This is a genomic window from Xanthomonas sp. BRIP62418, assembly GCF_003993495.1.
Lineage (GTDB): Bacteria > Pseudomonadota > Gammaproteobacteria > Xanthomonadales > Xanthomonadaceae > Xanthomonas > Xanthomonas euroxanthea.
In genome coordinates, this window is record NZ_QEZG01000058.1 from 48,521 (window position 1) to 73,966 (window position 25,446).

General features: G+C 66.4%; 28 protein-coding genes and 1 pseudogene. 17 read left to right on the forward strand and 12 right to left on the reverse strand.

Features of this window, described 5'->3' with window-relative positions; translation table 11 throughout:
* Positions 1-212: 212 nt before the first annotated feature.
* On the reverse strand, positions 213-1,805 hold the full coding sequence (gene murJ / locus EO174_RS21755) for a murein biosynthesis integral membrane protein MurJ (RefSeq protein WP_126947514.1): 1,593 nt from the start codon (positions 1,803-1,805) through the stop codon (positions 213-215).
* A gap of 116 nt (positions 1,806-1,921) precedes the next feature.
* On the opposite strand from murJ, the gene rpsT reads away from it, so the two are divergent.
* A complete protein-coding gene (gene rpsT / locus EO174_RS21760; protein ID WP_002807888.1) occupies positions 1,922-2,191 on the forward strand; it encodes a 30S ribosomal protein S20 in 270 nt (89 codons plus the stop codon).
* 91 nt (positions 2,192-2,282) lie between these two features.
* On the opposite strand, the gene obgE is transcribed toward rpsT, so the two are convergent.
* The 3 genes from obgE to rplU all read right to left on the reverse strand — a co-directional run bounded on the left by obgE (position 2,283) and on the right by rplU (position 4,158).
* A complete protein-coding gene (gene obgE / locus EO174_RS21765; RefSeq protein WP_104582439.1) occupies positions 2,283-3,332 on the reverse strand; it encodes a GTPase ObgE in 1,050 nt (349 codons plus the stop codon).
* Between the two features lie 232 nt (positions 3,333-3,564).
* Positions 3,565-3,825 (reverse strand): 50S ribosomal protein L27, encoded by a 261-nt coding sequence (rpmA, locus tag EO174_RS21770; protein ID WP_003484326.1) that lies wholly within the window; start codon positions 3,823-3,825, stop codon positions 3,565-3,567.
* 12 nt (positions 3,826-3,837) lie between these two features.
* Positions 3,838-4,158: a 50S ribosomal protein L21 gene (gene rplU / locus EO174_RS21775; protein ID WP_016901712.1), complete on the reverse strand. Its 321-nt coding sequence runs from the start codon at positions 4,156-4,158 to the stop codon at positions 3,838-3,840.
* A 291-nt stretch (positions 4,159-4,449) separates the two neighbouring features.
* On the opposite strand from rplU, the gene uvrA reads away from it, so the two are divergent.
* Both uvrA and EO174_RS21785 read left to right on the forward strand, forming a co-directional pair.
* Positions 4,450-7,416: an excinuclease ABC subunit UvrA gene (gene uvrA / locus EO174_RS21780; RefSeq protein WP_104650273.1), complete on the forward strand. Its 2,967-nt coding sequence runs from the start codon at positions 4,450-4,452 to the stop codon at positions 7,414-7,416.
* On the forward strand, positions 7,416-7,823 hold the full coding sequence (locus tag EO174_RS21785) for a thioesterase family protein (protein WP_126947478.1): 408 nt from the start codon (positions 7,416-7,418) through the stop codon (positions 7,821-7,823). The genes uvrA and EO174_RS21785 overlap by 1 nt, the downstream gene beginning before the upstream one ends.
* 263 nt (positions 7,824-8,086) lie before the next feature.
* Here EO174_RS21785 and EO174_RS21790 read toward each other — a convergent pair whose 3' ends face one another.
* The gene (locus tag EO174_RS21790; protein WP_104650299.1) at positions 8,087-8,515 is read right to left on the reverse strand and encodes a copper chaperone PCu(A)C; all 429 of its coding nucleotides are present in this window, start codon (positions 8,513-8,515) and stop codon (positions 8,087-8,089) included.
* A gap of 65 nt (positions 8,516-8,580) precedes the next feature.
* Between EO174_RS21790 and EO174_RS21795 the strand changes: the two genes are divergently transcribed.
* The 4 genes from EO174_RS21795 to EO174_RS21810 all read left to right on the forward strand — a co-directional run bounded on the left by EO174_RS21795 (position 8,581) and on the right by EO174_RS21810 (position 12,312).
* The gene (locus EO174_RS21795) at positions 8,581-9,351 is read left to right on the forward strand and encodes an enoyl-CoA hydratase/isomerase family protein (protein WP_126947481.1); all 771 of its coding nucleotides are present in this window, start codon (positions 8,581-8,583) and stop codon (positions 9,349-9,351) included.
* A 71-nt stretch (positions 9,352-9,422) separates the two neighbouring features.
* Entirely contained in the window at positions 9,423-10,337 is a 915-nt protein-coding gene (tesB, locus tag EO174_RS21800; protein ID WP_104582435.1) for an acyl-CoA thioesterase II, read from the forward strand.
* A gap of 148 nt (positions 10,338-10,485) precedes the next feature.
* Positions 10,486-10,998, forward strand: coding sequence for a pathogenicity-like protein (locus EO174_RS21805; protein WP_104582434.1), 513 nt, complete (start codon positions 10,486-10,488; stop codon positions 10,996-10,998).
* Between the two features lie 120 nt (positions 10,999-11,118).
* Positions 11,119-12,312 (forward strand): sigma-70 family RNA polymerase sigma factor, encoded by a 1,194-nt coding sequence (locus EO174_RS21810; protein WP_126947484.1) that lies wholly within the window; start codon positions 11,119-11,121, stop codon positions 12,310-12,312.
* Between the two features lie 195 nt (positions 12,313-12,507).
* On the opposite strand, the gene EO174_RS21815 is transcribed toward EO174_RS21810, so the two are convergent.
* The gene (locus tag EO174_RS21815; protein WP_126947487.1) at positions 12,508-13,086 is read right to left on the reverse strand and encodes an EF-hand domain-containing protein; all 579 of its coding nucleotides are present in this window, start codon (positions 13,084-13,086) and stop codon (positions 12,508-12,510) included.
* Between the two features lie 40 nt (positions 13,087-13,126).
* On the opposite strand from EO174_RS21815, the gene EO174_RS21820 reads away from it, so the two are divergent.
* Together EO174_RS21820 and EO174_RS21825 are read left to right on the forward strand one after the other, a co-directional pair.
* Positions 13,127-14,041 (forward strand): arginyltransferase, encoded by a 915-nt coding sequence (locus EO174_RS21820; protein ID WP_104582431.1) that lies wholly within the window; start codon positions 13,127-13,129, stop codon positions 14,039-14,041.
* Positions 14,042-14,093: 52 nt separating this feature from the next.
* Complete coding sequence (locus EO174_RS21825) at positions 14,094-15,323, forward strand: endonuclease/exonuclease/phosphatase family protein (protein ID WP_241240061.1); 1,230 nt, start codon at positions 14,094-14,096, stop codon at positions 15,321-15,323.
* A gap of 100 nt (positions 15,324-15,423) precedes the next feature.
* On the opposite strand, the gene purT is transcribed toward EO174_RS21825, so the two are convergent.
* Entirely contained in the window at positions 15,424-16,626 is a 1,203-nt protein-coding gene (gene purT, locus EO174_RS21830; RefSeq protein WP_126947493.1) for a formate-dependent phosphoribosylglycinamide formyltransferase, read from the reverse strand.
* Positions 16,627-16,754: 128 nt separating this feature from the next.
* Here purT and EO174_RS21835 point away from each other — a divergent pair, with 128 nt between their 5' ends.
* The 6 genes from EO174_RS21835 to EO174_RS21860 all read left to right on the forward strand — a co-directional run bounded on the left by EO174_RS21835 (position 16,755) and on the right by EO174_RS21860 (position 19,686).
* On the forward strand, positions 16,755-17,612 hold the full coding sequence (locus tag EO174_RS21835) for an SPFH domain-containing protein (RefSeq protein WP_104582429.1): 858 nt from the start codon (positions 16,755-16,757) through the stop codon (positions 17,610-17,612).
* Between the two features lie 9 nt (positions 17,613-17,621).
* The gene (locus tag EO174_RS21840; protein ID WP_126947496.1) at positions 17,622-17,906 is read left to right on the forward strand and encodes a hypothetical protein; all 285 of its coding nucleotides are present in this window, start codon (positions 17,622-17,624) and stop codon (positions 17,904-17,906) included.
* On the forward strand, positions 17,903-18,082 hold the full coding sequence (locus EO174_RS21845) for an Arc family DNA binding domain-containing protein (protein ID WP_115676363.1): 180 nt from the start codon (positions 17,903-17,905) through the stop codon (positions 18,080-18,082). The genes EO174_RS21840 and EO174_RS21845 overlap by 4 nt, the downstream gene beginning before the upstream one ends.
* Positions 18,079-18,267, forward strand: a complete 189-nt coding sequence (locus EO174_RS21850; protein ID WP_126947499.1) for a hypothetical protein — start codon at positions 18,079-18,081, stop codon at positions 18,265-18,267. The genes EO174_RS21845 and EO174_RS21850 overlap by 4 nt, the downstream gene beginning before the upstream one ends.
* A 1-nt stretch (position 18,268) precedes the next feature.
* Positions 18,269-18,754 carry a hypothetical protein gene (locus EO174_RS21855; RefSeq protein ID WP_241240062.1) on the forward strand — a complete coding sequence of 162 codons (486 nt, stop codon included), beginning with the start codon at positions 18,269-18,271 and terminating at the stop codon, positions 18,752-18,754.
* A 134-nt stretch (positions 18,755-18,888) separates the two neighbouring features.
* Positions 18,889-19,686 carry a M15 family metallopeptidase gene (locus tag EO174_RS21860; RefSeq protein ID WP_126947502.1) on the forward strand — a complete coding sequence of 266 codons (798 nt, stop codon included), beginning with the start codon at positions 18,889-18,891 and terminating at the stop codon, positions 19,684-19,686.
* Between the two features lie 35 nt (positions 19,687-19,721).
* On the opposite strand, the gene EO174_RS21865 is transcribed toward EO174_RS21860, so the two are convergent.
* The 5 genes from EO174_RS21865 to EO174_RS21885 form a co-directional block, all read right to left on the reverse strand.
* Positions 19,722-20,396 (reverse strand): DNA-3-methyladenine glycosylase, encoded by a 675-nt coding sequence (locus tag EO174_RS21865; RefSeq protein ID WP_119128894.1) that lies wholly within the window; start codon positions 20,394-20,396, stop codon positions 19,722-19,724.
* A 2-nt stretch (positions 20,397-20,398) separates the two neighbouring features.
* Positions 20,399-20,770, reverse strand: a complete 372-nt coding sequence (locus tag EO174_RS21870; RefSeq protein ID WP_104650282.1) for a DUF423 domain-containing protein — start codon at positions 20,768-20,770, stop codon at positions 20,399-20,401.
* 95 nt (positions 20,771-20,865) lie between these two features.
* Positions 20,866-22,047: an SRPBCC family protein gene (locus EO174_RS21875; protein ID WP_126947505.1), complete on the reverse strand. Its 1,182-nt coding sequence runs from the start codon at positions 22,045-22,047 to the stop codon at positions 20,866-20,868.
* A 373-nt stretch (positions 22,048-22,420) separates the two neighbouring features.
* Positions 22,421-23,062 (reverse strand): response regulator transcription factor, encoded by a 642-nt coding sequence (locus tag EO174_RS21880; protein ID WP_005990002.1) that lies wholly within the window; start codon positions 23,060-23,062, stop codon positions 22,421-22,423.
* A complete protein-coding gene (locus EO174_RS21885) occupies positions 23,062-24,258 on the reverse strand; it encodes a sensor histidine kinase (protein WP_104582422.1) in 1,197 nt (398 codons plus the stop codon). The genes EO174_RS21880 and EO174_RS21885 overlap by 1 nt, the downstream gene beginning before the upstream one ends.
* Positions 24,259-24,482: 224 nt before the next feature.
* Between EO174_RS21885 and EO174_RS21895 the strand changes: the two genes are divergently transcribed.
* Together EO174_RS21895 and minC are read left to right on the forward strand one after the other, a co-directional pair.
* Entirely contained in the window at positions 24,483-25,079 is a 597-nt protein-coding gene (locus EO174_RS21895; RefSeq protein ID WP_104582421.1) for a GNAT family N-acetyltransferase, read from the forward strand.
* Positions 25,080-25,082: 3 nt separating this feature from the next.
* Positions 25,083-25,446: pseudogene (gene minC / locus EO174_RS21900) on the forward strand (septum site-determining protein MinC); the annotation flags it as partial.

The following is a 25,446-nucleotide window of genomic DNA, read 5'->3' on the forward strand; positions in this document are numbered from 1 at the left end:
ATCCAAACAGATGCCGGCCTGCCGGCCGACCCTCGTTGATGCATAACCCGCAAGTATAGCCGTGCCTGTCAACCCGCATGGGCGCCGCCCGGCCGGTGCCGCGCCAGCTGCGTCCCGGAAGCGGGCAGGCGATTGCGCGCCCGCCTGGCCCGGCATCAACTCCCACCGCCTGACCGATGGCTCTGCACCCGCTCGGCCAGCCTGGCAGGCGACTAGCCCTCGCGCAGATGCCGCGGCCGCAAACCGAGCGCCACCTGCGCCACCAGATAAGTCGCCCCGCCGCTACCGACCAGTACTGCCAGCCAGCCGATGCGATCCCACTTGTCCATCACGGTGAACGATGGCAGCCACCACAGCAGGCTCAACAGCACCGCCACCATCGCCGCGCACGCCAGCAGCAGGCGCAGCGCATAGCCGGTCCAACCCGGCCGGCGCTGGTAGACGCCGGACTTGCCCAGCCAGTACCACAGCAAGCCCAGGTTGAGGTAACTCGACAGCGCGCTGGCAATGCCCAGCGCCAGATGCAGACCCGGCTGCTTGCCCAGCGCCTGCATCACGCCCTGCGCCTTGAGCTCGGGCGGCACCATGACCTGGTAGACCACCGCCAGCAAGGCGAAGTTGAACACCATGTTGGCGATCAACGCCGCCACGCCGGCCCGCACCGGGGTACGGGTGTCCTGGCGGGCGTAGAAGGCCGGCAGCAGCACCTTGAGCATGGCGTAAGCCGGCAGGCCGAAGCTCAGGCCATAGACCGACATCGCGGTCATCCGCGTGTCGAAGGCAGTGAACTGACGGTACTGGAACAAGGTCGCCACCAGCGGCTCGGCCAGCAGCAGCAAGCCGAGCATTGCCGGCACTGCGATCAACAGCGTGGTGCGGAACCCCCAGTCCAGCGCGCCGGAGAACGCACTGCGGTCGGTCTTGACGTGATGGCGCGCCAGCGCCGGCAGGATCACCGTGCCCAGCGCCACCCCGAACACGCCCAGCGGCAGCTCCAGAAAGCGGTCGGCCAGCGACAGCCACGACTGCGAGCCATCGGCCAGGCGCGCGGCGATGACCGTGTCCAGCATCAGGTTGATCTGCGCAATCGACGAACCGAACAGGGTCGGGATCATCAAGGTCAGCACCTTGCGCACGTCCGGATGCGTCCAGCTCCAGCGCGGCAGCGTCAGCAGATCGATGCCTCTCAAGGCCGGCAGCTGAAACAGCAACTGCAGCGCACCGGCCACCAGCACCGCCCAGCCCAACGCCAGGATCGGCACCTCCAGCCGCGGCGCCAGCCACAGGGCACCGGCGATCATGCACAGGTTGAGGATCACCGGCGTCAGTGCCGGAATCGCAAACCGCTGAAAGCTGTTGAGGGCCCCGCCCGCCAGCGCGGTCAACGACACGAACAGCAGAAACGGAAACGTCAGCCGCAGCAGATCCACCAGCAGGCCGTACTTGTCCGGATCGGTGGCCGCGCCATCGGAAAACACCGACGCCAGCTGCGGGGTGAAGATCAGCCCCAGTGCGGTGATCACAAGCAACATGCCACCCAGCGTGCCGGACACCCGCGACATCAGCTCGCGCAGGTCCGCATGCGGGCGGGTTTCCTTGACTTCGGTGAACACCGGTACGAAGGCGGTGGCGAACGAGCCCTCGGCGAACAGGCGACGCAGGAAATTGGGGATCCGGAATGCCACCCAGAACGCGTCGGTCACCGCATTGGCGCCAAAGGTGGTGGAGATCGCCTGGTCGCGGATCAGGCCCAATACCCGCGACACCATGGTCATACTGCTGAATGAGAGCAGGCCTCTCAACATGCCGGGCTTGCTCACGCAGCCTCCCTCTTGACAACTGACTTGACGTACATAACTAAGCCCATCATACTTTCCCGCTTGCTTTTTCCACTACACCGATTTTTCAGGAACCCACCACCGTGGCCAATATCAAGTCCGCCAAGAAGCGCGCCAAGCAGACCGTTGTGCGCAATGAGCGCAACACGGGCCAGCGTTCGATGCTGCGCACCGCCGTCAAGAAGGTGATCAAGGCCCTTGACGCCAACGATGCTGCAGGCGCCGAAGCTGCTTTCGCCGTCGCTCAGCCCATCCTCGACCGTTTCAGTGCCCGTGGCCTGATTCACAAGAACAAGGCTGCGCGTCACAAGAGCCGTCTGACCGCTCGTATCAAGGCCATCAAGGCCGCGTAAGCGCGCCGTGTCGGCATCACCGCAGGCCTGGCTTGCGGTGGCATAGAAAAACCCGGCCTTGGCCGGGTTTTTTGTGTGCCTGCGCATGCGCTCAGCCGGCATTGCGTGCCTCGAGCTCGTCCTCGCGCTGACGGTCGAAGAAGGCCATGACGTCCTTCATGATCGGGAAGGTGCCATCGCGACCCAGCGCCGAGACCAGATACCACGGCGCGGTCCAGCCCAGTTCGGCCACGATCGTCTCGGCCGCGGCGCGCGCCTCGTCCTCGAACATCAGGTCGGCCTTGTTGAGCACCAGCCAGCGCGGCTTCTTCAGCAATTCGGGATCGTGACGTTCCAGTTCGCGCTCGATGGTGCGCACCTGGTCCACCGGCGACGCCTCCACGCCACCATCCATCGGCGAGATGTCCACCAGATGCAGCAGCAGGCGGGTGCGCTGCAGATGGCGCAGGAACTGCGTGCCCAGCCCGGCACCGTCGGCCGCGCCCTCGATCAGGCCCGGCACGTCGGCGATGACGAAGCTGCGATACGCCTCGACACTGACCACGCCCAGATTCGGATACAGGGTGGTGAACGGATAGTCGGCCACCTTCGGGGTCGCCGAGGACACCGCGCGGATCAGCGTGCTCTTGCCCGCGTTGGGAAAGCCCAGCAGGCCGACGTCGGCCAGCAGCTTCAGCTCCAGCTTGAGCAAGCGCTCCTCGCCCTCTTCACCGGTGGTGGACTGGCGCGGCGCACGGTTGACCGAGCTCTTGAAATGCATGTTGCCCAGGCCGCCCTTGCCGCCCTTGGCCACCAGCAGGCGATCGCCATGCTGGGTCAGGTCGCCGATGACTTCGTCGGTCTGCACGTTCATCACCACGGTGCCGACCGGCACCACGATGATGCGGTCTTCGCCACCCTTGCCGTAGGCCTGGCGACCCATGCCGTTCTCGCCGCGCTGCGCCTTGAAGGTGCGCTCATGCCGGAAGTCGACCAGCGTATTGACGTTCTCGTCGGCCACGATCCACACGCTGCCGCCGTTGCCGCCATCACCGCCGTCGGGCCCGCCGAGCGGGATGAACTTCTCGCGGCGAAAGCCGACACAGCCATTGCCGCCATTGCCGGCACTGACCAGGATTTCTGCTTCGTCGACTAACTTCATGAGATTTGAGATTCGTAATTTGGGATTGGTAACACCACCGCAGGACGCCGCTAGGCCGCTGCGGAAACAGCAGGAAGCAGCGGTATCAGGACTATCGAGATCCGCCGTTGCGAATCCCCAATCCCGAATCCCCACTCCCGGCCGTCAAACGAAAAACCCCGCAAAAGCGGGGCTTTCCGTCTCGTCCACCGGGCAGCGATGCCTGGCGGACTGGCCTGCATGGAGCGGGCGATTACGCCTCGGCAACCACACTGACGGTACGACGCTTCTTCGGGCCCTTGGTGGAGAACTCCACCTTGCCGTCGACCAGCGCAAACAGCGTGTGGTCACGGCCGAGGCCGACGCCGGCGCCCGGATGAAACTGGGTGCCGCGCTGACGCACGATGATGTTGCCGGCATCGATGGCCTGGCCACCGAAGATCTTCACACCCAGGTACTTCGGGTTGGAATCGCGACCGTTGCGCGAGGAACCTACGCCTTTTTTATGTGCCATGACTGGTTCTCCTTACTTCTTATCGCCACCGGCAATGCCGGTGATCTCGATTTCGGTGTAGTACTGACGGTGTCCCTGACGCTTCATGTGGTGCTTGCGGCGACGGAACTTGATGATGCGCACCTTGTCGGCGCGGCCATGGGCCACAACCTTGGCGGTGACCGAGGCGCCCTTCAGCGCATCGCCCAGCTTGATGCCATCGCTATCGCCCAGCATCAGGACGGTGTCGAACTTGATCTCGTTGCCAGCTTCGACTTCGAGCTTTTCCACGCGGAGCGTTTCGCCCTGCGCGACGCGGTATTGCTTACCGCCGGTTACCAGAACTGCGTACATGACCAGGTTTTCCTCTGTAGTTATTATGGTCGCACTGACGTGCCCTAGGGCAGACAGGAGCGGGATTGTACGGGCTGACGGGGTTTGGGGTCAACCTGCCGGGCGCCGGGCCGCAGCCATGCCCGATCCACCCATGCAACGCATCATCCGGCCGCCACAGCGGCCCGGTCAGACTGGCATTTGGGGCAATTGCCCTCACCTAGGTCGGCGGGTAGGCTGATCGACTGCCACTCATTCCTGCTGAGCACGCTCGCACCACTGCCGGTTCGCCGGCCCGACATCGGATCCCCCATGGCGATGGATTTCATCCGCATCCGCGGCGCGCGGACGCACAACCTCAAGAACATCGACCTCGACCTGCCTCGCGACAAGCTGATCGTGATCACCGGCCTGTCCGGCTCGGGCAAGTCGTCGCTGGCGTTCGACACCATCTATGCGGAGGGTCAGCGCCGCTACGTCGAGTCGCTGTCGGCGTATGCGCGCCAGTTCCTCAGCGTGATGGAAAAGCCGGACCTGGACCACATCGAAGGCCTGTCCCCGGCGATCTCGATCGAACAGAAATCGACCTCGCACAACCCCCGTTCCACGGTCGGCACCATCACCGAGATCTACGACTACCTGCGCCTGCTGTACGCGCGTGTCGGCCAGCCGCGTTGCCCCGATCATGGTTTCCCACTGGAGGCGCAGACCGTCAGCCAGATGGTCGACCACATGCTCACACAGGACCAGGAGCAGCGTTACATGCTGCTGGCGCCGGTGATCCGCGAGCGCAAGGGCGAACATGCGCAGGTCTTCGAGCAACTGCGCGCGCAGGGCTTCGTGCGCGTGCGCGTGGATGGCGAGCTGTACGAGATCGACGCGGTGCCGCCATTGGCGCTGCGCCAGAAGCACACCATCGAGGCGGTGATCGACCGCTTCCGGCCGCGCGAGGACATCAAGCAACGGCTGGCGGAAAGCTTCGAGACCGCACTCAAGCTCGGCGAAGGCATGGTCGCGGTGCAGTCGCTGGACGACCCGGCCGCCGCGCCGCACCTGTTCTCGTCCAAGTACAGCTGCCCGGTCTGCGATTACTCGCTGCCGGAGCTGGAGCCGCGGCTGTTTTCGTTCAACGCACCGGTGGGCGCCTGCCCGAGCTGCGATGGTCTGGGCGTGGCCGAGTTCTTCGACCCGGATCGTGTCGTGGTGCATCCGGAGCTGTCGCTGTCGGCCGGCGCGGTACGTGGCTGGGATCGGCGCAACGCCTATTATTTCCAGCTGATCGCCTCGCTGGCCAAGCACTACAAGTTCGACGTGGATGCGGTGTGGAATTCGCTGCCGGCCAAGGTGCGCCAGGCGGTGCTGTTCGGCAGCGGCGATGAAGTGATCAGCTTCACCTACTTCACCGATGCGGGCGGGCGCACCACGCGCAAGCACCGTTTCGAAGGCATCCTGCCGAACCTGGAGCGCCGTTACCGCGAAACCGAATCGCCGGCCGTGCGCGAGGAGCTGAGCAAGTACGTCAGCCAGCAGCCCTGCCCGGCCTGCAACGGCACGCGACTGAATCGTGCCGCGCGCAACGTGTTCGTGGCCGACCGGCCGCTGCCCGAACTGGTGGTGCTGCCGGTCAACGAGGCACTGAGCTTTTTCCGTGGCTTGTCGCTGCCGGGCTGGCGCGGCGAGATCGCCAGCAAGATCGTCAAGGAGATCGGCGAGCGGCTGGGCTTCCTGGTCGATGTCGGCCTGGATTACCTGACGCTGGAGCGCAAGGCCGACACCCTGTCCGGCGGCGAGGCGCAGCGCATTCGCCTGGCCAGCCAGATCGGTGCCGGCCTGGTCGGGGTGATGTACGTGCTGGACGAGCCGTCGATCGGCCTGCATCAGCGCGACAACGAACGCCTGCTCGGCACGCTGACGCGGCTGCGCGACCTGGGCAACACCGTCATCGTCGTCGAGCACGACGAGGACGCGATCCGCCTGGCCGACTACGTGCTGGATATCGGCCCCGGCGCCGGCGTGCACGGCGGCGAGATCTGCGCGCAGGGCACGCTGCAGGACATCCTGGATGCGCCCGGCTCGCTGACCGGCCAGTACCTGTCGGGCAAGCGCCGCATCGAGATCCCCAAGCAGCGCCACAAGCCCAACCCGAAGATGATGCTGCATCTGCGCGGGGCCACCGGCAACAACCTGAAGAATGTCGATCTGGACATTCCGGCCGGCCTGCTGACCTGCATCACCGGCGTGTCCGGCTCGGGCAAGTCCACGCTGATCAACGACACCCTGTTTTCGCTGGCCGCCAACGAGATCAACGGTGCCTCGCATCCGGTGGCCGCGCATCGCGAGGTCGAGAACCTGGATCTGTTCGACAAGGTCGTGGATATCGACCAGTCGCCGATCGGGCGCACCCCGCGCTCCAATCCGGCCACCTATACCGGCATGTTCACGCCGTTGCGCGAGCTGTTCGCGCAGGTGCCGGAAGCGCGCGCGCGCGGGTATTCGCCGGGCCGTTTCAGCTTCAACGTGCGCGGCGGACGCTGCGAGGCCTGCCAGGGCGATGGCCTGATCAAGGTGGAGATGCACTTCCTGCCCGACGTCTACGTGCCCTGCGATGTCTGCCACGGCAAGCGCTACAACCGCGAGACGCTGGAGATCCGCTACAAGGGTTTCAACATCAGCGACGTGCTGCAGATGACCGTCGAGGACGCGCTGCGGCTGTTCGAGCCGGTGCCGTCGATCGCACGCAAGCTGGAAACGCTGGTGGATGTGGGCCTGAGCTACATCAAGCTGGGCCAGAGCGCCACCACGCTGTCCGGCGGTGAGGCGCAGCGCGTCAAGTTGTCCAAGGAGCTGTCGCGTCGCGATACCGGACGCACCCTGTACATCCTCGACGAGCCGACCACCGGCCTGCACTTCCACGACATCGAGGCGCTGCTCGGCGTGCTGCACAAGCTGCGCGACGAGGGCAACACGGTGGTGGTGATCGAACACAACCTGGACGTGATCAAGACCGCCGACTGGATCGTGGACCTGGGCCCGGAAGGCGGCCATCGTGGCGGCAGCATCCTGGTCTCCGGCACGCCGGAAGATGTGGCTGCGCACAAGGCGTCCTACACCGGACAGTTCCTGGCCAAGATGCTGCCGTCGGTGAAGGCGCGCGAGACCCGGCCGGCGGCGATGGCCAACAAGCCCGATGCGCGCCCGCCACGCAAGGTCAAACCGGAGAAGGTGGCGAAAGTCGCCAAGTCCGCCACCAAGAAAACCGCGAAGAAGAAGGCAAGCTGATGAGCGAAGAGCACAAGGTGTTGGCACGCATCCCGATCAGCGTGCGCTGGCGCGACATGGACAGCATGGGCCATGTCAACAACGCCAAGTACATTTCGTATCTGGAAGAAGCGCGCGTGCGCTGGATGCTGGGCGTCGACGGCGTGGCGATGACCGACCGCATCGCGCCGGTGGTCGCCGCCACCAACGTCAACTACAAGCGCCCGCTGGTATGGCCGAACGACATCCTGGTGGAACTGTTCGTCGAACGCCTGGGCAGCAGCAGCATCACCATCGGCCACCGCATCCTCGACCAGAAGGACGAGGGCGTGCTGTATTCCGATGGCAACGTGGTGGTGGTTTGGATCGATACGCAGACCGGCAAGAGCGCATCGCTGCCGGACGCGGTACGCGCTGCCAGCAGCTGAGATTTGCCAGTTGTGCGCTGGATCTCCAACGCCATAAGACGACGGCGGATCTTCCGGGAGCCGCCGTTTTTGTTTGCAGCGATCCTGTCATGCCGCTGCGCGATATCACCGACAGGCCGCGTGATCGGGAACGGACCGACACAATGAAGTGACAGCCTGCTCGCCACCACGCATCGCGTTTGATCGGCTACATCGCGCAGTGGGCTCTGCAAGGACTGCAGCCTGCGAGGCTACGGCCTCGCTCAGCCACGCCCTGCGCGCGGTTACGCCCCCGGCGCGCGCTTGCGCGCCTGCAGCGTGGTCTTGATCTGGCGGCCATCCTGCAGGGTGAAGGTCACCGGCACCTGCGCGCCTTCCTGCAGCGGCGCACGCGCTTCCATCAGCATCAGATGCAGACCGCCCGGCGCAAGCGGCACCGACCTGCCGGCCGGCAACGCCAGCTCCGGCACCGCGCGCATGCGGCTGACACCGTTGGTCTGCGTGGTCTCGTGGATGGACACATCGGCAAACGCACTGCTCTTGGCCGCAGTGACCTTCGACGGCTGCGCACAGCCGTTGTGGAACTGCCCGAATCCCGCTGCCATGCCCATGCCACCAGGCGGCGGAATGCGGATCCAGCCGTCCTTGAACTCGGGCAGGCACTGCGCGCCAGCGCCTGCACTTGCCAGCATCAGCAACGCACCCAGCAGCACGCACCGCTGCATGCGCCGCCTGCTTCGACTGCCGTCTATCATGACCCAACCTCCAGGAGCCCCGAATGAGCATCCAGATCTTAGACCATGGCCGTCTTCGCGAACTCCGTCTGGCGCGCCCGCCGGTCAATGCACTGGACAGCGCGTTGTGCCAGGCGCTGAGCGTTGCGGTGCAGCAGGCCGGCGAGGAGACCGACGGCATCGTGCTGTCGGGCAGCGAGCGGATCTTTTCCGGTGGCATGGACGTGCCGCACCTGCTGGCGCACGGCACTGACCGCGCCGCGTTGCTGGCCAGCTGGACGGCCTTCTTCGAGGCCGCGCAGGCGCTGGCCAACAGCCGCGTGCCGGTGGTGGCGGCCATCGGCGGGCATGCGCCGGCCGGCGGCTGCGTGCTGGCGCTGTGCTGCGACTACCGGGTGATGGCGCGCAGCGCCGATACCGCCAGGCCCTATGCGATCGGCTTGAACGAGGTGCAGGTGGGCCTGGCCGCACCGGAAGGCATCCAGCGCCTGTTACGCCGTGTGGTCGGTGCGCACCGCGCCGAGCGCCTGCTGATCTCCGGCCAGTTGCTGCCTGCCGAACAGGCGGTCACGATCGGCCTGGTCGACGAACTGGTCGATGGCGACCTGGTCACCGCCCGCGCGGTGGCCTGGCTGCAGGAGCTGCAGCAGCTGCCACGCCAGCCGATGCTGACCACGCGCGCGATTGCGCGCGCCGATCTGCGCGCGGCGCTGGCACCGGAGCTGATCCAGCTGGAGCGCTTTGTCGACGGCTGGTACGCGCCCGATGCACAGGCTGCCTTGCACGGCTTGGTCGCGCGGCTGCAGAAGGCCTGAAGCCACTACCGGCACGGCGCGCACGGGTGGCCCGCTATAATCGCGGTCCGTCGCACGCCCAGGCCAGCCCCTTGTCCGCCACTGCTGAACCCGTCGTCTCCGAACTGATCAGCCTGCTGTCGCTGGAGCGCCTGGAAGACAACCTGTTCCGCGGCCAGAGCCGCGATATCGGTACCAAGTACGTGTTCGGCGGGCAGGTGCTGGGCCAGGCGCTGGCGGCCGCGCAGGCCACCGTGGACAACGGCCGCCAGGCGCACTCCCTGCATGCTTATTTCCTGCGCGCCGGCAACATCGACCACCCGATCGTCTACGACGTCGACCGCACCCGCGATGGCGGCAGTTTTTCGGTGCGCCGGGTCACCGCGATCCAGCACGGCAAGGTGATCTTCTTCTGCGCGGCCTCGTTCCAGCAGCGCGAGGACGGCGCCGAGCATCAGTCGGTGATGCCGGTGGTGCCGCCGCCCGAAGACATCGAACCCACTCCGCCATTGGCAGCGGAGGTGCTGGAGAAGCTGCCTGCCAAGGTGCAGCGCTGGCTGTCGCGTGGCGGCCCGTTCGAGTTTCGCCATGTTTTCCCGCGCGACGAACTCAGGCCGCCCAAGCGCCCACCGTTCCAGCAGATGTGGCTGCGCCTGAGCGACCCGGTCGGCGACGACGTGGGCCTGCACCAGGCCTTGCTGGCATATGCCTCGGATTTTCAGCTGCTGGGCACCTCCACGTTTCCGCACGGCATCAGCTACTACACGCCGAACGTGCAGATGGCCTCGCTCGATCACGCGCTGTGGTTCCACCGCCCGTTCCGCACCGACGACTGGCTGCTGTATTCGCTCGACAGCCCGACCGCGCAGGGTTCGCGTGGCCTGGCGCGCGGGCAGTTCTTCACCCGCGATGGCGTGCTGGTCGCCAGCACCACGCAGGAAGGCCTGATCCGCGTGGTGCCCGACGGCAGTACGATCGCCGTACCGGCAAACGACGTGCCATGTTGATGTCTCCACTGCGTTGGCCGTGCATCGGCATGCCGGTTGCCGCGTCCACCTTGCGGCGCGGATCGATGCCCCTGGCTTTCCTTTTCTTCAGCTCGGACACGCGCCCTCGCCATGCGCCCTGTTCGGCAATCGCCGGCACCCCTTAAGCATGCGCAAGATCTTCAGCAGTCAACGTATCGAAACCGCCGAAGGCGTGGCCGATCTCCTGCGCAACGCCGGCATCGACGTGCGCATGAGCAACGGCCGCTCCTACGAGAGCAAACGCAGCGGCCAGTTCAGCTACCTCGAACAGGGCAACGCGCAGGCCTATCCCACGGTGTGGATCGTACACGCCGACGACCAGCCGCGCGCACGCGACCTGCTGCGCGACGCACGCCTGCTCGACACCACCCGCCGCGATCTGCCGAATGTGGAATACACCTTCCGCGACGGCGAAAACGGCTCCAGCACCAACGCGCGCAGCTGGGCCTGGCGCATCCGGCTGGTACTGCTGCTGGTGATCGGCGCGGTCGCCATGTTCGTGGTGCTGCGCCATCGCAATGCGCCCGATGCAGTCGGGCCGGCGGCACAGCCGGCAGCGCGGCAGGCGCCTGCCGGCACCACGGCGCCGCCAGCCGCAGAGGACCAAGAAGTGCGCGTGCGGATCCAGCCGGCGCGCTGAGCGCGGCCAGCCAGGTGCAACGCGGCCACCAGCCGCTGCGGTCGGCGCGCCACCACCATCCCTCCGGTCACATCCGGCGCTCGCATGCGTCATGCTGGGACCAGGACATGGATCACGCCGATGCACACCGACACGCTGGAGCTGATGCTGCAACACGAATTGCCGGTCGCTGCCGCCGGCTGCCAGCAGGCGTATGGCCGCATCGTGCGCGCCTGCCAGAACACGGTGACCGCCATCGCGCTGGCGATCACCCGCGATATCGCCGCCAGCGAAGACATCGCACAGGAAGCCTTCCTGCGCGCCTGGCAGCGACTGGCACAATTGCATCAGCCGGCCAGCTTCCTGCCCTGGCTGCGGCAGATCACCCGCAACCTGGCGCGCGACTGGCTGCGCGCCAACCGGCATCGTGCACTCAGCGGCAAGGCGGCCGAGCTTGCGATCGCCATGGCCGCCGACCCGGCCCCCTCGCCCGCCGACCATCTGCTGCAGGTGGAAGAAGAAATCGCCGCGCTCGACATCATTTCGGCATTGCCCGAGGAAAGCCGCGAGACGCTGCTGCTGTACTACCGCGAAGGCCAGAGTTCACGGCAGGTCGCCGCACTGCTCGGCCTCAGCGACGCGGCCGTGCGCAAGCGCCTGTCGCGGGCGCGGGCCAGCGTGCGCGGCGAGCTGTTGCGCCGGTTCGGCGAGTTCGCGCGTGGCAGCGCACCCAGCGTGGCCTTTGCCACTGCGGTGACCTCGGCAACCCTGCTGGCCGCGCCCGGGACGGCGAGCGCGGCCATCGTGCTGACGGGCATGGGTGGCGCGGGCAAGTTAGGCGTGAGCGGGCTGACCGGCTCGGCATTGGGCGGGGGCGGCGCCGCGGGTGCGCTGAGCCTCTGGCTCGGCATGCCAACGCTGTTCGCCGCTGGCGTCGTGCTGGTTGCTGGAGTCGGCACGTACTGGTCGTGCTGGTATCTGCTGCGCTTTGCGCAGACCGCCGCCGAGGCCGCCGCGATCCGTCGTTTCCTGCACGCCACCACGCTGACATCGGTGCTGGTGGTGGGCAGCACGCTGCTGTTGAAACATCTGGATGCGGGCGCGTGGGCGTCGCTGCTGATGCTCTGCGCAGGCATGGCGGTGCTCAACTATCAATCCATCCGGGTGCTGCCCCGCGTCATGCGCCCCATGCTGGAACGCGATGCGCAACGACGCGGCAGCACACAGGCACCGCTGCTGTATCGCTGCATGTTCAGCCCGGGTGCGACGCTGGTGAGCACCGCGGCAGTCATGCTGCCCATCCTGCGGCACTACATGAAGCTGGGGATGCTCTGATCCCGGCGTGACGTCACCACCGCAGGCAGCAACGGCGAACATGTCCAATCGACAAAAAACGGCCCCCTGCTTGCGCAGGAGGCCGTCGGTCGATAGGCGCCTTGTTGCGTAGTGCGGTTTACATGCTGCAGCGGATGCGGGGACTGCCCCGGTCGCAGCACTGCGACCGGATAACGCTGCCGCGACGGGAGGAACTCAGTTGCCCGCAGCAGGCTTGGCCGGTATCGGACGCTCGCCGTGCTCGCCCGGACCACGCGGGCCATGCTCGCCACGCTGCTTGGATGCGGCATCGAACTCGGCCTTGCTCAGCTTGCCGTCCTTGTCGGTGTCGGCCTTGGCAAACCACGCGTCGCGATGCTGCTGCATGCGCAGTTCATGGTCGGCGCGATCGACAAAGCCGTCCTTGTTGACGTCCATCTCATCGAAACGCGCAGCGAACTTGGGCTCGGCCTTGGCTTCCTCGCGGCTGATGCGGCCGTCCTTGTTGGTATCGAGCTTGCTCATCCATTCGCCGCGCCCAGCACGTCCCGGGCCGCGGTGATGCGGGCGCTCGTCGCGCGACAGCTTGCCGTCCTTGTTGGTGTCCAGGGTGTCGAACTGTGCGGCCAGCTTGGGATCGGCAGCGGCCTCGCTGCGATCGATCACGCCATCGCCGTTCTTGTCGAGTTTGGCAGGACGCGGCGCATCGCCGGCGGCAGGCGGAGCGGCGAACACCGCGCCGGTGGACAGGGCAGCCAGCACGGCCAGTGCGAGAAACGGTTTGCGAGACGTCATGAGAAACTCCTGGGATGTGGGAACCACACGCGGCACCTGCATGGGCCGCATCGCGTGGGTGGCGCATCCGGATCCACCGTGCGCTGCCACCAACACCCACATCAACGAGCCATCGGCGCGCGCGTTGACGCGGCGACCGGGCGTATTCATCCGGCGGACAGTCGCCGCTGTTGCGACGCGCAGGCGCTATCCTGACGCCATGGCCATCCACGCCGACACCCATGACGACCTGCGCCTGTTCCAGACCGGCGAGCATGCCTGTGGCTACTGGCCCGACCGCCGCGCACGCGACCTGGTGCTGGATCCGCACGATCCGCGGCTGGGCGCGATCTATCCGCAGGCCCTGGCATGGGGATTCCGTCGCTCCGGCGATCTGGTCTACCGGCCGCATTGCGAACATTGCCGCGCCTGCGTGCCGGTGCGCATCGCGGTGGATGCGTTCCGCCCCGATCGCAGCCAGCGCCGCTGCCTGGCGCGCAACACGGACCTGGTGGTGCGCGTAGTCGCCGCCGAACGCACCGACGAACAACTCGCGTTGTATCGGCAGTACCTCCAGCACCGCCATCCCGGCGGCGGCATGGACGAACATGGCGCCACCGAATTCGACCAGTTCCTGATCGGCGGCTGGTCGCATGGACGCTTCCTGGAAATTCGCGAACCCGCAGTGGCGCACGCGCCGGGGCGACTGCTCGCCGTTGCGGTCACCGATGTCACCGAGCATGCGTTGTCGGCGGTGTATACGTTCTACGCACCGGATGCCACTGCGCGCAGCCTGGGCACATTCGCGATCCTGCAGCAGATCCAGTGGGCGCAACGCGAGCGCCGCGCGCATGTGTATCTGGGCTATTGGATCGACGGCCATGCCAAGATGAACTACAAGCGCCGCTTCAGCGCGCTGGAGGCCTACGACGGCCGCCAATGGCGCGGGCTTCCTGCCGCTGCACCGGAAGGTTGAACCACGCCGGGACGACATCGGCCTGTCGTCTTGCACATGCGAGAATGTGGCGATGATCAGACCTTTCTTACTGCTTGCGCTGACCGCGCTCTGCGCCGCCTGCGCACATCAGGCGACCTCTCCGGATACAAGCGCCAAGGCAACTGCCGCCTCCGCGCCAGCCCGGCTGCGCATCGCCACCTACAACACCTCGCTGTATTCCGACCAGGCCGGCGGCCTGGTGCGCGAGCTGCAAGGCGACAGCGCGCATGCACGCAAGATCGCCGCAGTGCTGCAGCGGGTACGCCCGGATCTGGTGCTGCTCAATGAGTTCGATTTCGACCCCGAGCACCGCGCCGCCGACCTGTTCCAGCAGCGCTATCTGCAGGTCGCCCAGCCGGGCGGCGGCGAGGCGCTGCGCTATCCGTACCGCTATCTGGCCCCGGTCAACACCGGCGTGCCGAGCGGCCTGGATCTGGACAACAACGGCAGCATCGGTGGCGACGGCCGCACCCGCGGCAACGATGCCTGGGGCTACGGACTGCACCCCGGCCAGTACGGCATGCTGGTGCTGTCGCGCTACCCGATCGATGCGCAGGCGGTGCGCAGTTTCCAGTTGTTGAAATGGAGCGCACTGCCGGGCGCGCTGCGGCCGACCGACCCATCCAGCAAACGATCGTTCTATAGCGACGCGATCTGGGCACAACTGCGACTGTCGTCCAAGTCGCATTGGGACGTGCCGGTGCGCACGCCGCTCGGTGTGGTGCACGCGCTGGTCTCGCACCCCACCCCGCCGGTGTTCGATGGCGCCGAAAAGCGCAACGTCGCACGCAACCATGACGAACTGCGGCTATGGCGCGAGTACCTGGACAATCCCAAGGACGCCGGGTGGCTGTGCGACGACCAGGGCCGCTGCGGCGGGCTGCTCGCCGATGCGCGCTTCGTCATTCTCGGCGATCTCAATAACGACCCGGTCGATGGCGCCGGCCGGCACGATGCGATCCGCGCGTTGGTCACGCACCCGCGGGTGCTGCAGTACCCCGCGCCGCACAGTGCAGGCGGCCCGGAAAAAACCGCCGAGTACGCCGCGCAAGGCATCGCGCACAAGGGCGATGCGCACCAGGTCACCGGCGACTTCGGGCCGCAGGCGGGCACGATGCGCCTGGACTACGTGCTGCCTTCGCGCCAGTTCAGCTTGATCGGCAGCGGCATCTTCTGGCCCGCCAGCACCGCGCCCGAAGCGGCCATTGCCGACGGCAGCGATCATCATGCGGTGTGGGTGGATGTGGCTGGGGAGCCGTGATTGGGGATTGGGGATTGGGGATTCGAAGCGTTGGGCTGTTGCTTGTGGCGTGACGCGAATGCAGCTTGTCGCCGCAATCGCGCCATGCCGATCACCGCACTCAGGCGTCCAGTTGAACCTGTAATGCCTCGGCGGCCGTACGCGCCTTGGCGCGCGCGGCGTCGATGCTGTCCGCGCGTGTCAGGGTGACGCCGACGCGGCGGTGGCCGTCCACGCGCGGTTTGCCGAACAGACGCAACGCGGCGTCCGGGTCGCGCAGGGCCTGCGCGACATTGTCGAACACCGGGACGCCATGGCCATGGGCAAGCAGCGCGCACGAGGCCGACGGGCCGCTCTGACGGATCACGCCACCGTCCTGCGCACCGACCGGCAGGCCGAGAATCGCACGGGCGTGCAATGCGAACTCGCTCAGGTCCTGCGACACCAGCGTGACCAGGCCGGTGTCGTGCGGGCGCGGCGAGACTTCGCTGAACCAGACCTCGTCGCCCTTGACGAACAACTCCACGCCGAACAGGCCCAAGCCGCCCAGGTCGTCGGTGATGGCCTGCGCGATCTGCTGCGCGCGTTGCAGGGCGGCCGCTGACATCGGCTGCGGCTGCCAGCTTTCGCGGTAGTCGCCATCCTTCTGCCAATGACCGATCGGGTCGCAGAACGACGTGCCGCCGGCATGCCGCACGGTCAGCAGGGTGATCTCGTAATCGAAGTCGATGAAGCCCTCGACGATGCAGCGGCCCGCACCGGCGCGTCCGCCGGTCTGCGCGTACTCCCAGGCCGCATCGATGTCCGCTTCGCTGCGCACGGTGCTCTGGCCCTTGCCCGAGGACGACATCACCGGCTTGACCACGCACGGCAGGCCGACCGCGGCGATCGCCTCGCGGTACTCGGCGGCCGTGTCGACAAAGCGATACGGCGAGGTCGGCAGGCCCAGCGTCTCGGCGGCCAGGCGACGGATGCCTTCGCGGTCCATGGTCAGCCGTGCGGCGCGCGCGGTCGGGATGACCCGCTGGCCCTGCTCGCGTTCCAGCGCGACCAGCGTTTCGGTATGGATCGCCTCGATCTCCGGCACGATCAGGTGCGGTTGCTCCTGAGCGATCAGTGCGCGCAGCGCCTGCGGATCGAGCATGTCCAGCACATGCGAACGGTGTGCGACCTGCATCGCCGGCGCGTTGGCGTAGCGATCGGCGGCGATCACTTCCACCCCGAAGCGCTGCAATTCGATCGCCACCTCCTTGCCCAGCTCACCCGAGCCCAGCAGCAACACGCGGGTGGCGGAAGGCGACAACGGCGTGCCGAGGGTAGTCATGAGCGCGGTCCAGATCGGATGGGGGGCCGCCATTCTAACGGGCCGCCATCACGACCGACGACCGAAGGCCTTGCATCGACTGATATCACTTTGATATCTTTTTTTCACTTCCCAAGGACACCGCCCTCATGAAAGAGAAACCGATCAGCTCACTGCCGGGCATCCCCGTCGTTCTCGTCGCCGCTGCGGCATTCGCCGCCGCTGTCTGGATGCTGCTCACCGGCGACGCCAAGCCTGCAGCACTGATCACCACCGGTGTTGTCGGGGCGGCTGGCATCTTCTTCCTGGCCGGCCTGTACACCCTGGAACCGAACCAGGCGGCGGTGTTGAGCCTGTTCGGCAAGTACGTCGGCACGGTCAAGGATGCGGGCCTGCGCTGGAACAGCCCCTTCTACGCCAAGCGCCGGGTCAGCCAGCGCGTACGCAACTTCGAAAGCGGCCGGCTCAAGGTCAACGAACTGGACGGCAGCCCGATCGAGATCGCCGCGGTGATCGTGTGGCAGGTGCTGGATGCCTCCGAGGCGGTCTACAACGTCGACGACTACGAGAGCTTCGTGCATATCCAGTCCGAAGCGGCGCTGCGCGCGATGGCCACCAGCTACCCCTACGACCAGCACGAAGACGATCAGATCTCGCTGCGCAGCCATCCGGCCGAGATCAGCGAGCAGCTCAAGCGCCATCTGGACGAACGCCTCACCCAGGCCGGCGTGGACGTGATCGAGGCGCGCATCAGCCACCTCGCCTACGCGCCGGAAATCGCCCAGGCCATGTTGCAGCGTCAGCAGGCCAATGCGGTGATCGCCGCACGCACGCGCATCGTCGCCGGTGCAGTGGGCATGGTGGAAATGGCCTTGTCCGAGCTGCAGAAAAACGGCGTGGTGCAGCTGGACGAAGAGCGCAAGGCGCACATGGTCAGCAACCTGCTCACTGTGCTGTGTTCTGATCGCGGGACCCAACCGGTGGTCAACGCCGGCTCGCTGTATTGAGGTGATGCAATGAATGTCATGGTGCCGTTGGTCGTCGCGCTGTCCGGCTTGCCTGCACTGGCAATCGCCGCCTCCATCGGTGCGGACGACGACGAGCGTGCGCGCGGCCTGGGGCTGCGCTGGGCCTTGATCAGCCTGGTCATCCTGATCGGCGCCGCCTGCCTGTACTGGGCCGGCGACAACCGCGCCGGCATCTACGCGGTGGTGATCGGCATGCTGGTCGGCGTGAACGTGTTGATCGTCTCGATGGTCATGCACCTGCGCCGCCACAGCGGCCGCGGGGAGCGCGAATGAGCGAGAAGAAGGCCTATCCGCTGCGCATCAACGCCGATGTACTGGCCGCCGCGCAGCGCTGGGCCGACGACGAACTGCGCAGTCTCAACGCGCAGATCGAATACCTGCTGCGCGATGCGCTGCGCAAGGCCGGGCGCCTGCCAAAGCCGCGCGATGACAAGGAACCGCCGACATGAACACGCAGCTGGATTCTCCGCTTCTCGCGCTGACACACACACTCGCCGATAACATCAGGCGCGATGACAGCCGGGACGCATCGATTGCGCGAGGTCGCTCTGGTGGGAAACTGACCAAGCTCACCAGGCACCGAACCCCGAGCACGACGTCGCTAATGTCGCTGGCGTTGAAGAAGACGCTCTGAGATGGCGAAGCGATCCGGCTCACCCCAAAGCACTGCCACAGCGCCCAGAGCGCGTGCCGGGCGATACCCGCAGCCGCGCCGACGCGACTATGCCGCGGCTCCGGCGACGCGCTGGAGCCTGGCGATCTGGCTGTGGCTACCGCTGTCGGTCGCTGCCGGCCTCATCGCTACCGCGCATGCAAGCAGTCATGACGGACCCGGTACGCTGATGGGGCATTTGGGCATCCTGCTGACAGTGGCGGTGGCGTGCACGGTTGCGCACGCGCGACGCAGCGTCCAGCTGGACGACAACCGCCTGATCGTCCGCTCGACCTTCTTTACCAAGCGTGTGCCACTACGCGCACTCCGCCTGGACAGCGCACGCATTGTCGACCTGGCCGAACACACGGCGTTCAAACCGGCCTGCAGTTGCTCGGCTTTGGTTATCCGGGATTCAAATCGGGGCATTACCGCAGCAAATCCGCAGCCAGAGGCTTTTATCTGCTGACCCAGTCCAGGCGGGTGCTGATTCTGCCGTTGCGCGACAACGGCCTGGTGGTCCTCAGTCTCGAGCAGCCACACCAGTTGCTCGAGGATTTGCGCCAGCTGGCCGTACGCCACGCTTAGCCCTACCCTGTTGCGATGCACCCGCCCCAGACCCTGCTGCTCAACACCACTGCCATCGAACTGTGGCCGGCAAACCTGCTGCGCGCGCGCAGCAACGCGGATGCGCGCGTGCTGGCACAGGCCGATTGGGTGCTGCGGCGCAAGCGTGACGGACGCTATCTGGCCGCGCATCTGCCGCAGGGCGTGATGCCGTTGGTCCCGCGGCTGGCACGCGAGCCGGGTCTGGACGACGCGCTGGACCGGCTGCAAGCCACCGCTGCGCGCGCACGACAGGCACGGGGCGCAGTGCTGGCCATCGACGGCTTACAAAACCGCTTGACCCAACTCGGGCTGGACGCAGACGACTATGTGCAGCGAACCGGCCTGCAGCTGACCGCCGAGCCGGCGACCTTGCACTTTGCCGGGCACGATCGCTTCGATCGGCCGCTATGGCTCAGCGCCGGCGCCGCGCGTGCGTGGCGCTTCATGCGCGCCGCCGCATTGCACGCGGACATCGTGCTGGATGCCATCTCCGGCTACCGCAGCCACGATTATCAACTGGGCATCTTCGAGCGCAAGTTCGGGCGCGGGCTCACACTCGAACAGATCCTGGCAGTCAATGCCGCCCCCGGTTTCAGCGAACACCACAGTGGCGACGCACTGGATATCGGCACCCCGGGCGAACCGCCGGCAGAAGAATCGTTTGAGGCCACGGCTGCGTTTGCCTGGCTGAGCAGCCACGCACCGCGTTTTGGCTATCGTTTGAGCTACCCACGCAATAACCTGCACGGCATCGTCTACGAGCCGTGGCATTGGCGCTGGCATGCAGGCTGATGCGTGCGAAGGTCGCGCCCAGGTCCCGTGCGCGATCACTCCTGCGAGCGCGGTGTCGGCACCTTGGCGGCCACGCTGAAGTCGGCGATCTTCCACAGATAGAACGCGGCATAGCTGCGGTACGGGCCCCAGCGTTCGCCGCGGATGGCCAGTTCCTTCGGCGTCGGCATCTGCTCCTGCCTGTCCACGCGCTGGGCGCCCTTGCGCACGCCAAGGTCGTCGACGGGCAGCAGGTCCGGGCGACCCAGCCGGAACATCAGCATCATTTCCACCGTCCAGCGGCCGATGCCGCGCACCGGCACCAGGGCCTGGACAATCGCTTCCTCGTCCATGAAGGCGAGCTTGCGCAGGGAAGGAATCTCGCCATCGCGCTCACGGCGCGCCAGATCGCGCAAGGCCAGCGACTTGTTGCCGGAGACACCGCACGCACGCAGTGCCGCATCGTCGATGCGACCAAGCGTGTCTGCATGCAGGCGCGACGCACCGATGGCCACTTCCACCCGTGCCACGATCGTCGATGCGGCCTTGCCGCTGAGCTGCTGAAACAGGATCGCGCGCGCCAACGCATCCACCGGGTCGAACGGCTTGCGCCAACCCGGCTGCGCGGCAATCGGGCCAATGCGCTTCATCCATGCACCCAGCGCGCGATCGCGCCGGGCCAGGTGCGCAAATGCGGCCTCCACATCGAATCCGCGGGCGTGGCGCGGCATGCTCAGCGCCTCAACGCGCCGATCGCCAGCACCACCCAGCCCAGCATCAGGCTGACCCCGCCAACCGGCGCCAGGCTGGTCGGCCAGTGCAACACCGCGCCGCCGGCCAGGCTGCCGGCAAACAGCAGCGTGCCGAGCAACAGCAGATACAGGCCGATCCGGCCAAGCGCACGCGTCTCGGTGGCGCCGAGCACCGTCAGCACGGCGCCGTGGCCGAAGGCATACAGCGCTGCCAGTTGCAGCCGCGATTGCACCAGCGCATCGGTCACGCCATGCGAGGCATAGGCCGACAGGCCCACCGCGATGGCGGCCAGCAAGGCGCCGCAACACGCCAGCAGCGAAGGATGTTTCTTGCGACGTTCGAGCAGGGACATGAAGGCGGTTCCATTGCAGCGCCGTGGCGCAAAAAAAAACGCGCCGCAGGACTGCGGCGCGTTTTGGTCTGGATCAGGTCATCGTGGCGAAACGATTACTTGATGGCCCAGTAGACGTCGTAGGTACCGTCCTGCGTAAACGACTTGTCCACGCCGCCCTTCCACGACTCGTACGGACGCTCGGTCACGTCGTTGCCGTTGGTGGCAGCCCAGGCACGCAGGGAGCTACGCACTGCATCCAGGCCGGCCATGTGGCCTGCATAGGTCGCAAACGCGGAACGGTGTGCCTTGGTGCGCTCGTACTTGACCGGTGCTTCCGACGGGATGTTGACCTTCAACTCCTCGCCCGTGGCAGCAACCGGCGTTGCATCCACAGGTGCGGCAGCCGCAGCGTCATCCTTCTTGGCATCAGCCTTGGCGATGTCGGCCTTGGCGTCGGTCTTCGGCGCGCCACCGGCACGCTTGCGGACCGGCTGCACCACGTCGAAGGCGTACTTGTCGGAGGCAAAGTCAGTGGTCACGATGCGGACCGGACCAGCAGCCTCGAGGCCATTGGCGTCCATCACACGCTTGATCCACTCCTGGTTGTCCTTGATCGACTTCTTGATCGTCTCGTTGTCACGATCGATGTTGCCTGCGTTGACGACCAACAGGTCCTCGGCCGGCACATCGACGATCTTGAGATCGCTCAACACCGGCTTGCCGTCGAGCTGGGCGCGGTAGTCGAAATTCGGCACGGTGGCCAGTGCGGTCGCCAGACGCGACAGACCCAGCTTCAGGTCGTCGCCCACGTGGCGGCTGACATACAGGCCGGCATAACGACCGAACAGGTTCCAGCCGTACTTGACGCTGTAGTCCTGGGTGATCTTGACGTTCTTGTTGTTCTTGCCAGTCGGCGCAAGGGTGAAGTTGGTGACTTTGTCGTAGCCCTTGGTGGGATCGTCGATCGAAATCTCAACACGCTCGTTCTTGACGCTGTTGGTGATCTCCCAGCTGCCGTCGCCGATGTAGCCTTCGGTGGAGCTGTATTCGACGCGTGCACCCTTGCCCTCTTCCGGGCCGACCAGCTTCAGCTGGATCTTCGGGTCACGCAGCACAAGCGGGTTCCAATCCTTGAAACGACGGAAGCTGTTCACGGTGTCGTAAACAATCGTCATCCTGCGGTTGGTCTCAACACTCTCGGACATCTGCCGCTCCGAGGGCAACACCAAGCCCACCACGACAAACAAGCCAGCCACGATCCCCAAGGCGATCAGGAACTCGATAATACGGGTCATTCAGGAGGTCTCCGGGGCCGATCCCACGGCCGGGTTGAGTGAAGCGAAGCCGCCATCCTAGCAGGCTTCGAGAAAGATGTTCAGTTGTGCGACGGGTAGCGCGGTCTTGCGGTGTCATCCACCACGCAACCGCGCGGTCCATGACTGCGCAACCCCAACCTGCACAAGGGTTTGGGCAGATTGCGCGCAGCTATCATGCACATCGCGCGATGCCTGTGTGTGATGCGATGGCTACCGGCGCCGTTTTCGGCCTCCGGCAGCGCGCTGGATCCGGTCCGGAAACGACCAGACCACCCCGCCGCGCCCCCTGGCGCACGCGCGGCGGAGCGCACGCACCGCCGCAGGCCGGAAGCAGCGTCACCTGCGCTGCCGATCAGACCAATTGCAGTTCGAAGGCCTTTAGCACCGCGCGGGTGCGGTCACGCACGCCGAGCTTGGACAGGATGTTGGAGACGTGGTTCTTGATGGTGCCCTCGGCCACGCCCAGCGAGTTGGCGATCTCCTTGTTGGAAAAGCCGCTGGCCATCAGCCGCAGGATCTCGGTCTCGCGGTCGGTCAGCGGATCGGGCCGGTCCAGGCTGACGAACTCGTTGCGCATGTGCTCCAGGCCCGACAGCAGGCGCTGGGTCACCGCCGGCTGCACCAGCGAGCCGCCGTCGGCCACGGTGCGGATCGCGCCGACCAGCTGCTCCAGCGAGACGTCCTTGAGCAGATAGCCCTTGGCGCCGGCCTTGAGTCCGGCCAGCACCAGCTGGTCGTCGTCGAAGGTGGTCAGAATGATGGTCGGCGGCAGCGTGCCGTTGCGCGAGAGCATCTGCAGCGCTTCCAGGCCGGACATTACCGGCATGCGCATGTCCATCAGCACCACGTCGGGCTGGATCTGCGGGATCTGCTCCACCGCCTGCTTGCCGTCGGAGGCCTCGGCCACCACTTCGATGCCGTTGTCCAGCGCCAGCAGCGAGCGGATGCCCTGGCGTACCAGGGTTTGGTCGTCGACCAGGCACACACGGATCATCAAAACACTCCTTGAGTAACGGCCGCAGGCATCAGTGCCGGCGCGCCTGGAACGGAGATGCGCAGGCCGAAGCCGTCACCCCGCCGGGTCTGGATCTCCAACTGGCCACCATACTGGTTCAGCCGTTCGCGCATGCCGCGCAGCCCGTTACCGGGCGCCACCGTCTCGGCGCCGTGGCCGTCGTCGCGCGCGTCGATCAGCACGCTGTCTCCGTCCCGGCGCACCTGGATCCACAGGTTGCGCGCACCGGCGTGGCGCACCGCATTGGTGATGATTTCCTGGGTACAGCGCAGCAGCACATGCGCGCGCTCGGGGTCGTCCAGGGTCAGCGGCTGGGCGATGTCCAGATGGATGTCCAGCGAGGGCACCTGGGTCACCAGCGGGCGCAGGGCCGCTTCCAGGTCGATCGCGCCGCTGTCGCGCAGCTGGCTGACCGCTTCGCGCACATCGGTGAGCAGCAGCTTGGCCAGCGTATGCGCCTGGCGCACATGCTCCTGGGCCTGGCCGTCGGTGATGTGGCCGGCCACTTCCAGGTTCAGGCTCAGCGCGGTGAGGTGGTGGCCGAGCAGGTCGTGCAGCTCGCGCGAGATGCGGGTGCGCTCGTTGACGCGGGCGCTTTCGGCCAGCAGCGCACGGGTGGCGCGCAGTTCGGCATTGAGCCGGCGCTGTTCTTCGCGGGCATCGGTCTGCTGGCGCGCGACCAGGCTGGTCACGAAAATGAACATCGAGAAGCCGCCGTACAGCAACGACTGCATCAGCGCGGCGAACAGGGTGAAGTCCGGGCGCAGGTAATAGAACACCGGCAGCACCGCCAGCTGGCTGAGTACCAGCCAGGCCACACCGATGCGCAGCGGCAGCAACCAGGGGATCACCCCGGCCGCCACCATCATCAGGATGCTGCCCAGCCCGGTTCCGCTCAGATAGCTCACCGCCAGCGCGAAGATGGTCAGCAGCAGCAGGATCAGCCGGTCGTACCAATGGGCGTGGCCGCCGCTGCTCAGGCCGCGGGTCAGCCAGAAGTAGCTGGCGCCGAAACCGACGAAGAACGCCGACATCAGCAGGCCCTCGGCCACGCTGCGGTGGTCGCCCTCCTCGGCGGCCGGCCAGTAGGTGTACACCAACGGCATGGCGATCATCGCCCAGGTGAACAGGCCGGCGAAGCGCAGGACGCGCGTATGACTGAGGTATCCCAACATGCAGGCATCTTAGGCGCTCGCCGGGCGGCTGCCCTCTTGCCGGAAGTCATGCATGTGCTTGCACGGACGGACGGTCCCGGCAGCAAGACCTCCCGGCGTCGGCGTGGTGCGGCCGCCTCGTACGCACAGGGCCGGCACATGGCGGGTCGCCGCTTCAGGCCACGCATGCAATAATCCGACGCAGATCCGATTTCGGGTCGAGAGCGTTACCCCACGGAGTCCCAATGTCGATCGTCATCCGCGACGTGCGCGAGCACGAGCTCGATTCCGTCCTGGCCCTGAACAACAATGCCGGACTGGCAATCCTGCCGCTGGATTCAACCAAGCTGCAACGTTTCTACGAGCAGGCCGAATATTTCCGCGTCGCCGAGCGCGACGGCAACCTGGCCGGGTTCCTGGTCGGGTTCGGCAGCGGCAGTGCGCATGACAGCAGCAATTTCGCCTGGTTCCGGGACCGTCACCCGGAATTCTTCTATATCGACCGCATCGTGGTCGCCAGCCGCCGTCGCGGCGGCGGCGTCGGGCGTGCGTTCTATGCCGATGTGCAGAGCTACACCGAGTTGCGCTACCCGCAACTGGCCTGCGAAGTGTTCCTGGACCATGGCGCCGATGCGGCGTTGCTGTTCCATGGCAGCTTCGGCTTTCGCGAGGTCGGCCAGAACACCATGGCCGATGTCGAGGTGCGCGCCAGCATGCTGATGAAAGACATGTGCAGCTATCCGTGGGTCAAGGAGACCTATGCCGGCAAGTTGCCCGACCATCTGCCGTGGGTCGGCCGGCCGCGGCATGCCGCCACCGACAACCCGTCGACGGGGAGCTGAGGCGTGGCAAGCGTGAATGTGGATTTCGAACAGGCCGGCGAACTGAAGATCGGCCAGGTGGGCATCGCCAACCTGCGCGTGCGCACGCTGGACGTCCCGCGCCTGGTGCGCGAGATGCGCGAACGCGTGACCCGCGCGCCGAAGTTGTTCGGACGCGCGGCGGTGATCCTGGATTTCGGCGGGCTGTCGCAGTTGCCGGACCTGGACACGGCCAAGGCGCTGCTGGACGGTCTGCGCGATGCCGGCGTATTGCCGGTGGCACTGGCCTACGGCACCAGCGAGATCGACCTGCTCTCGCAGCAGCTCGGCGTGCCGCTGCTGGCCAAGTTCCGGGCGCAGTACGAGCCGACCGCGGTAAGCCCGCCGC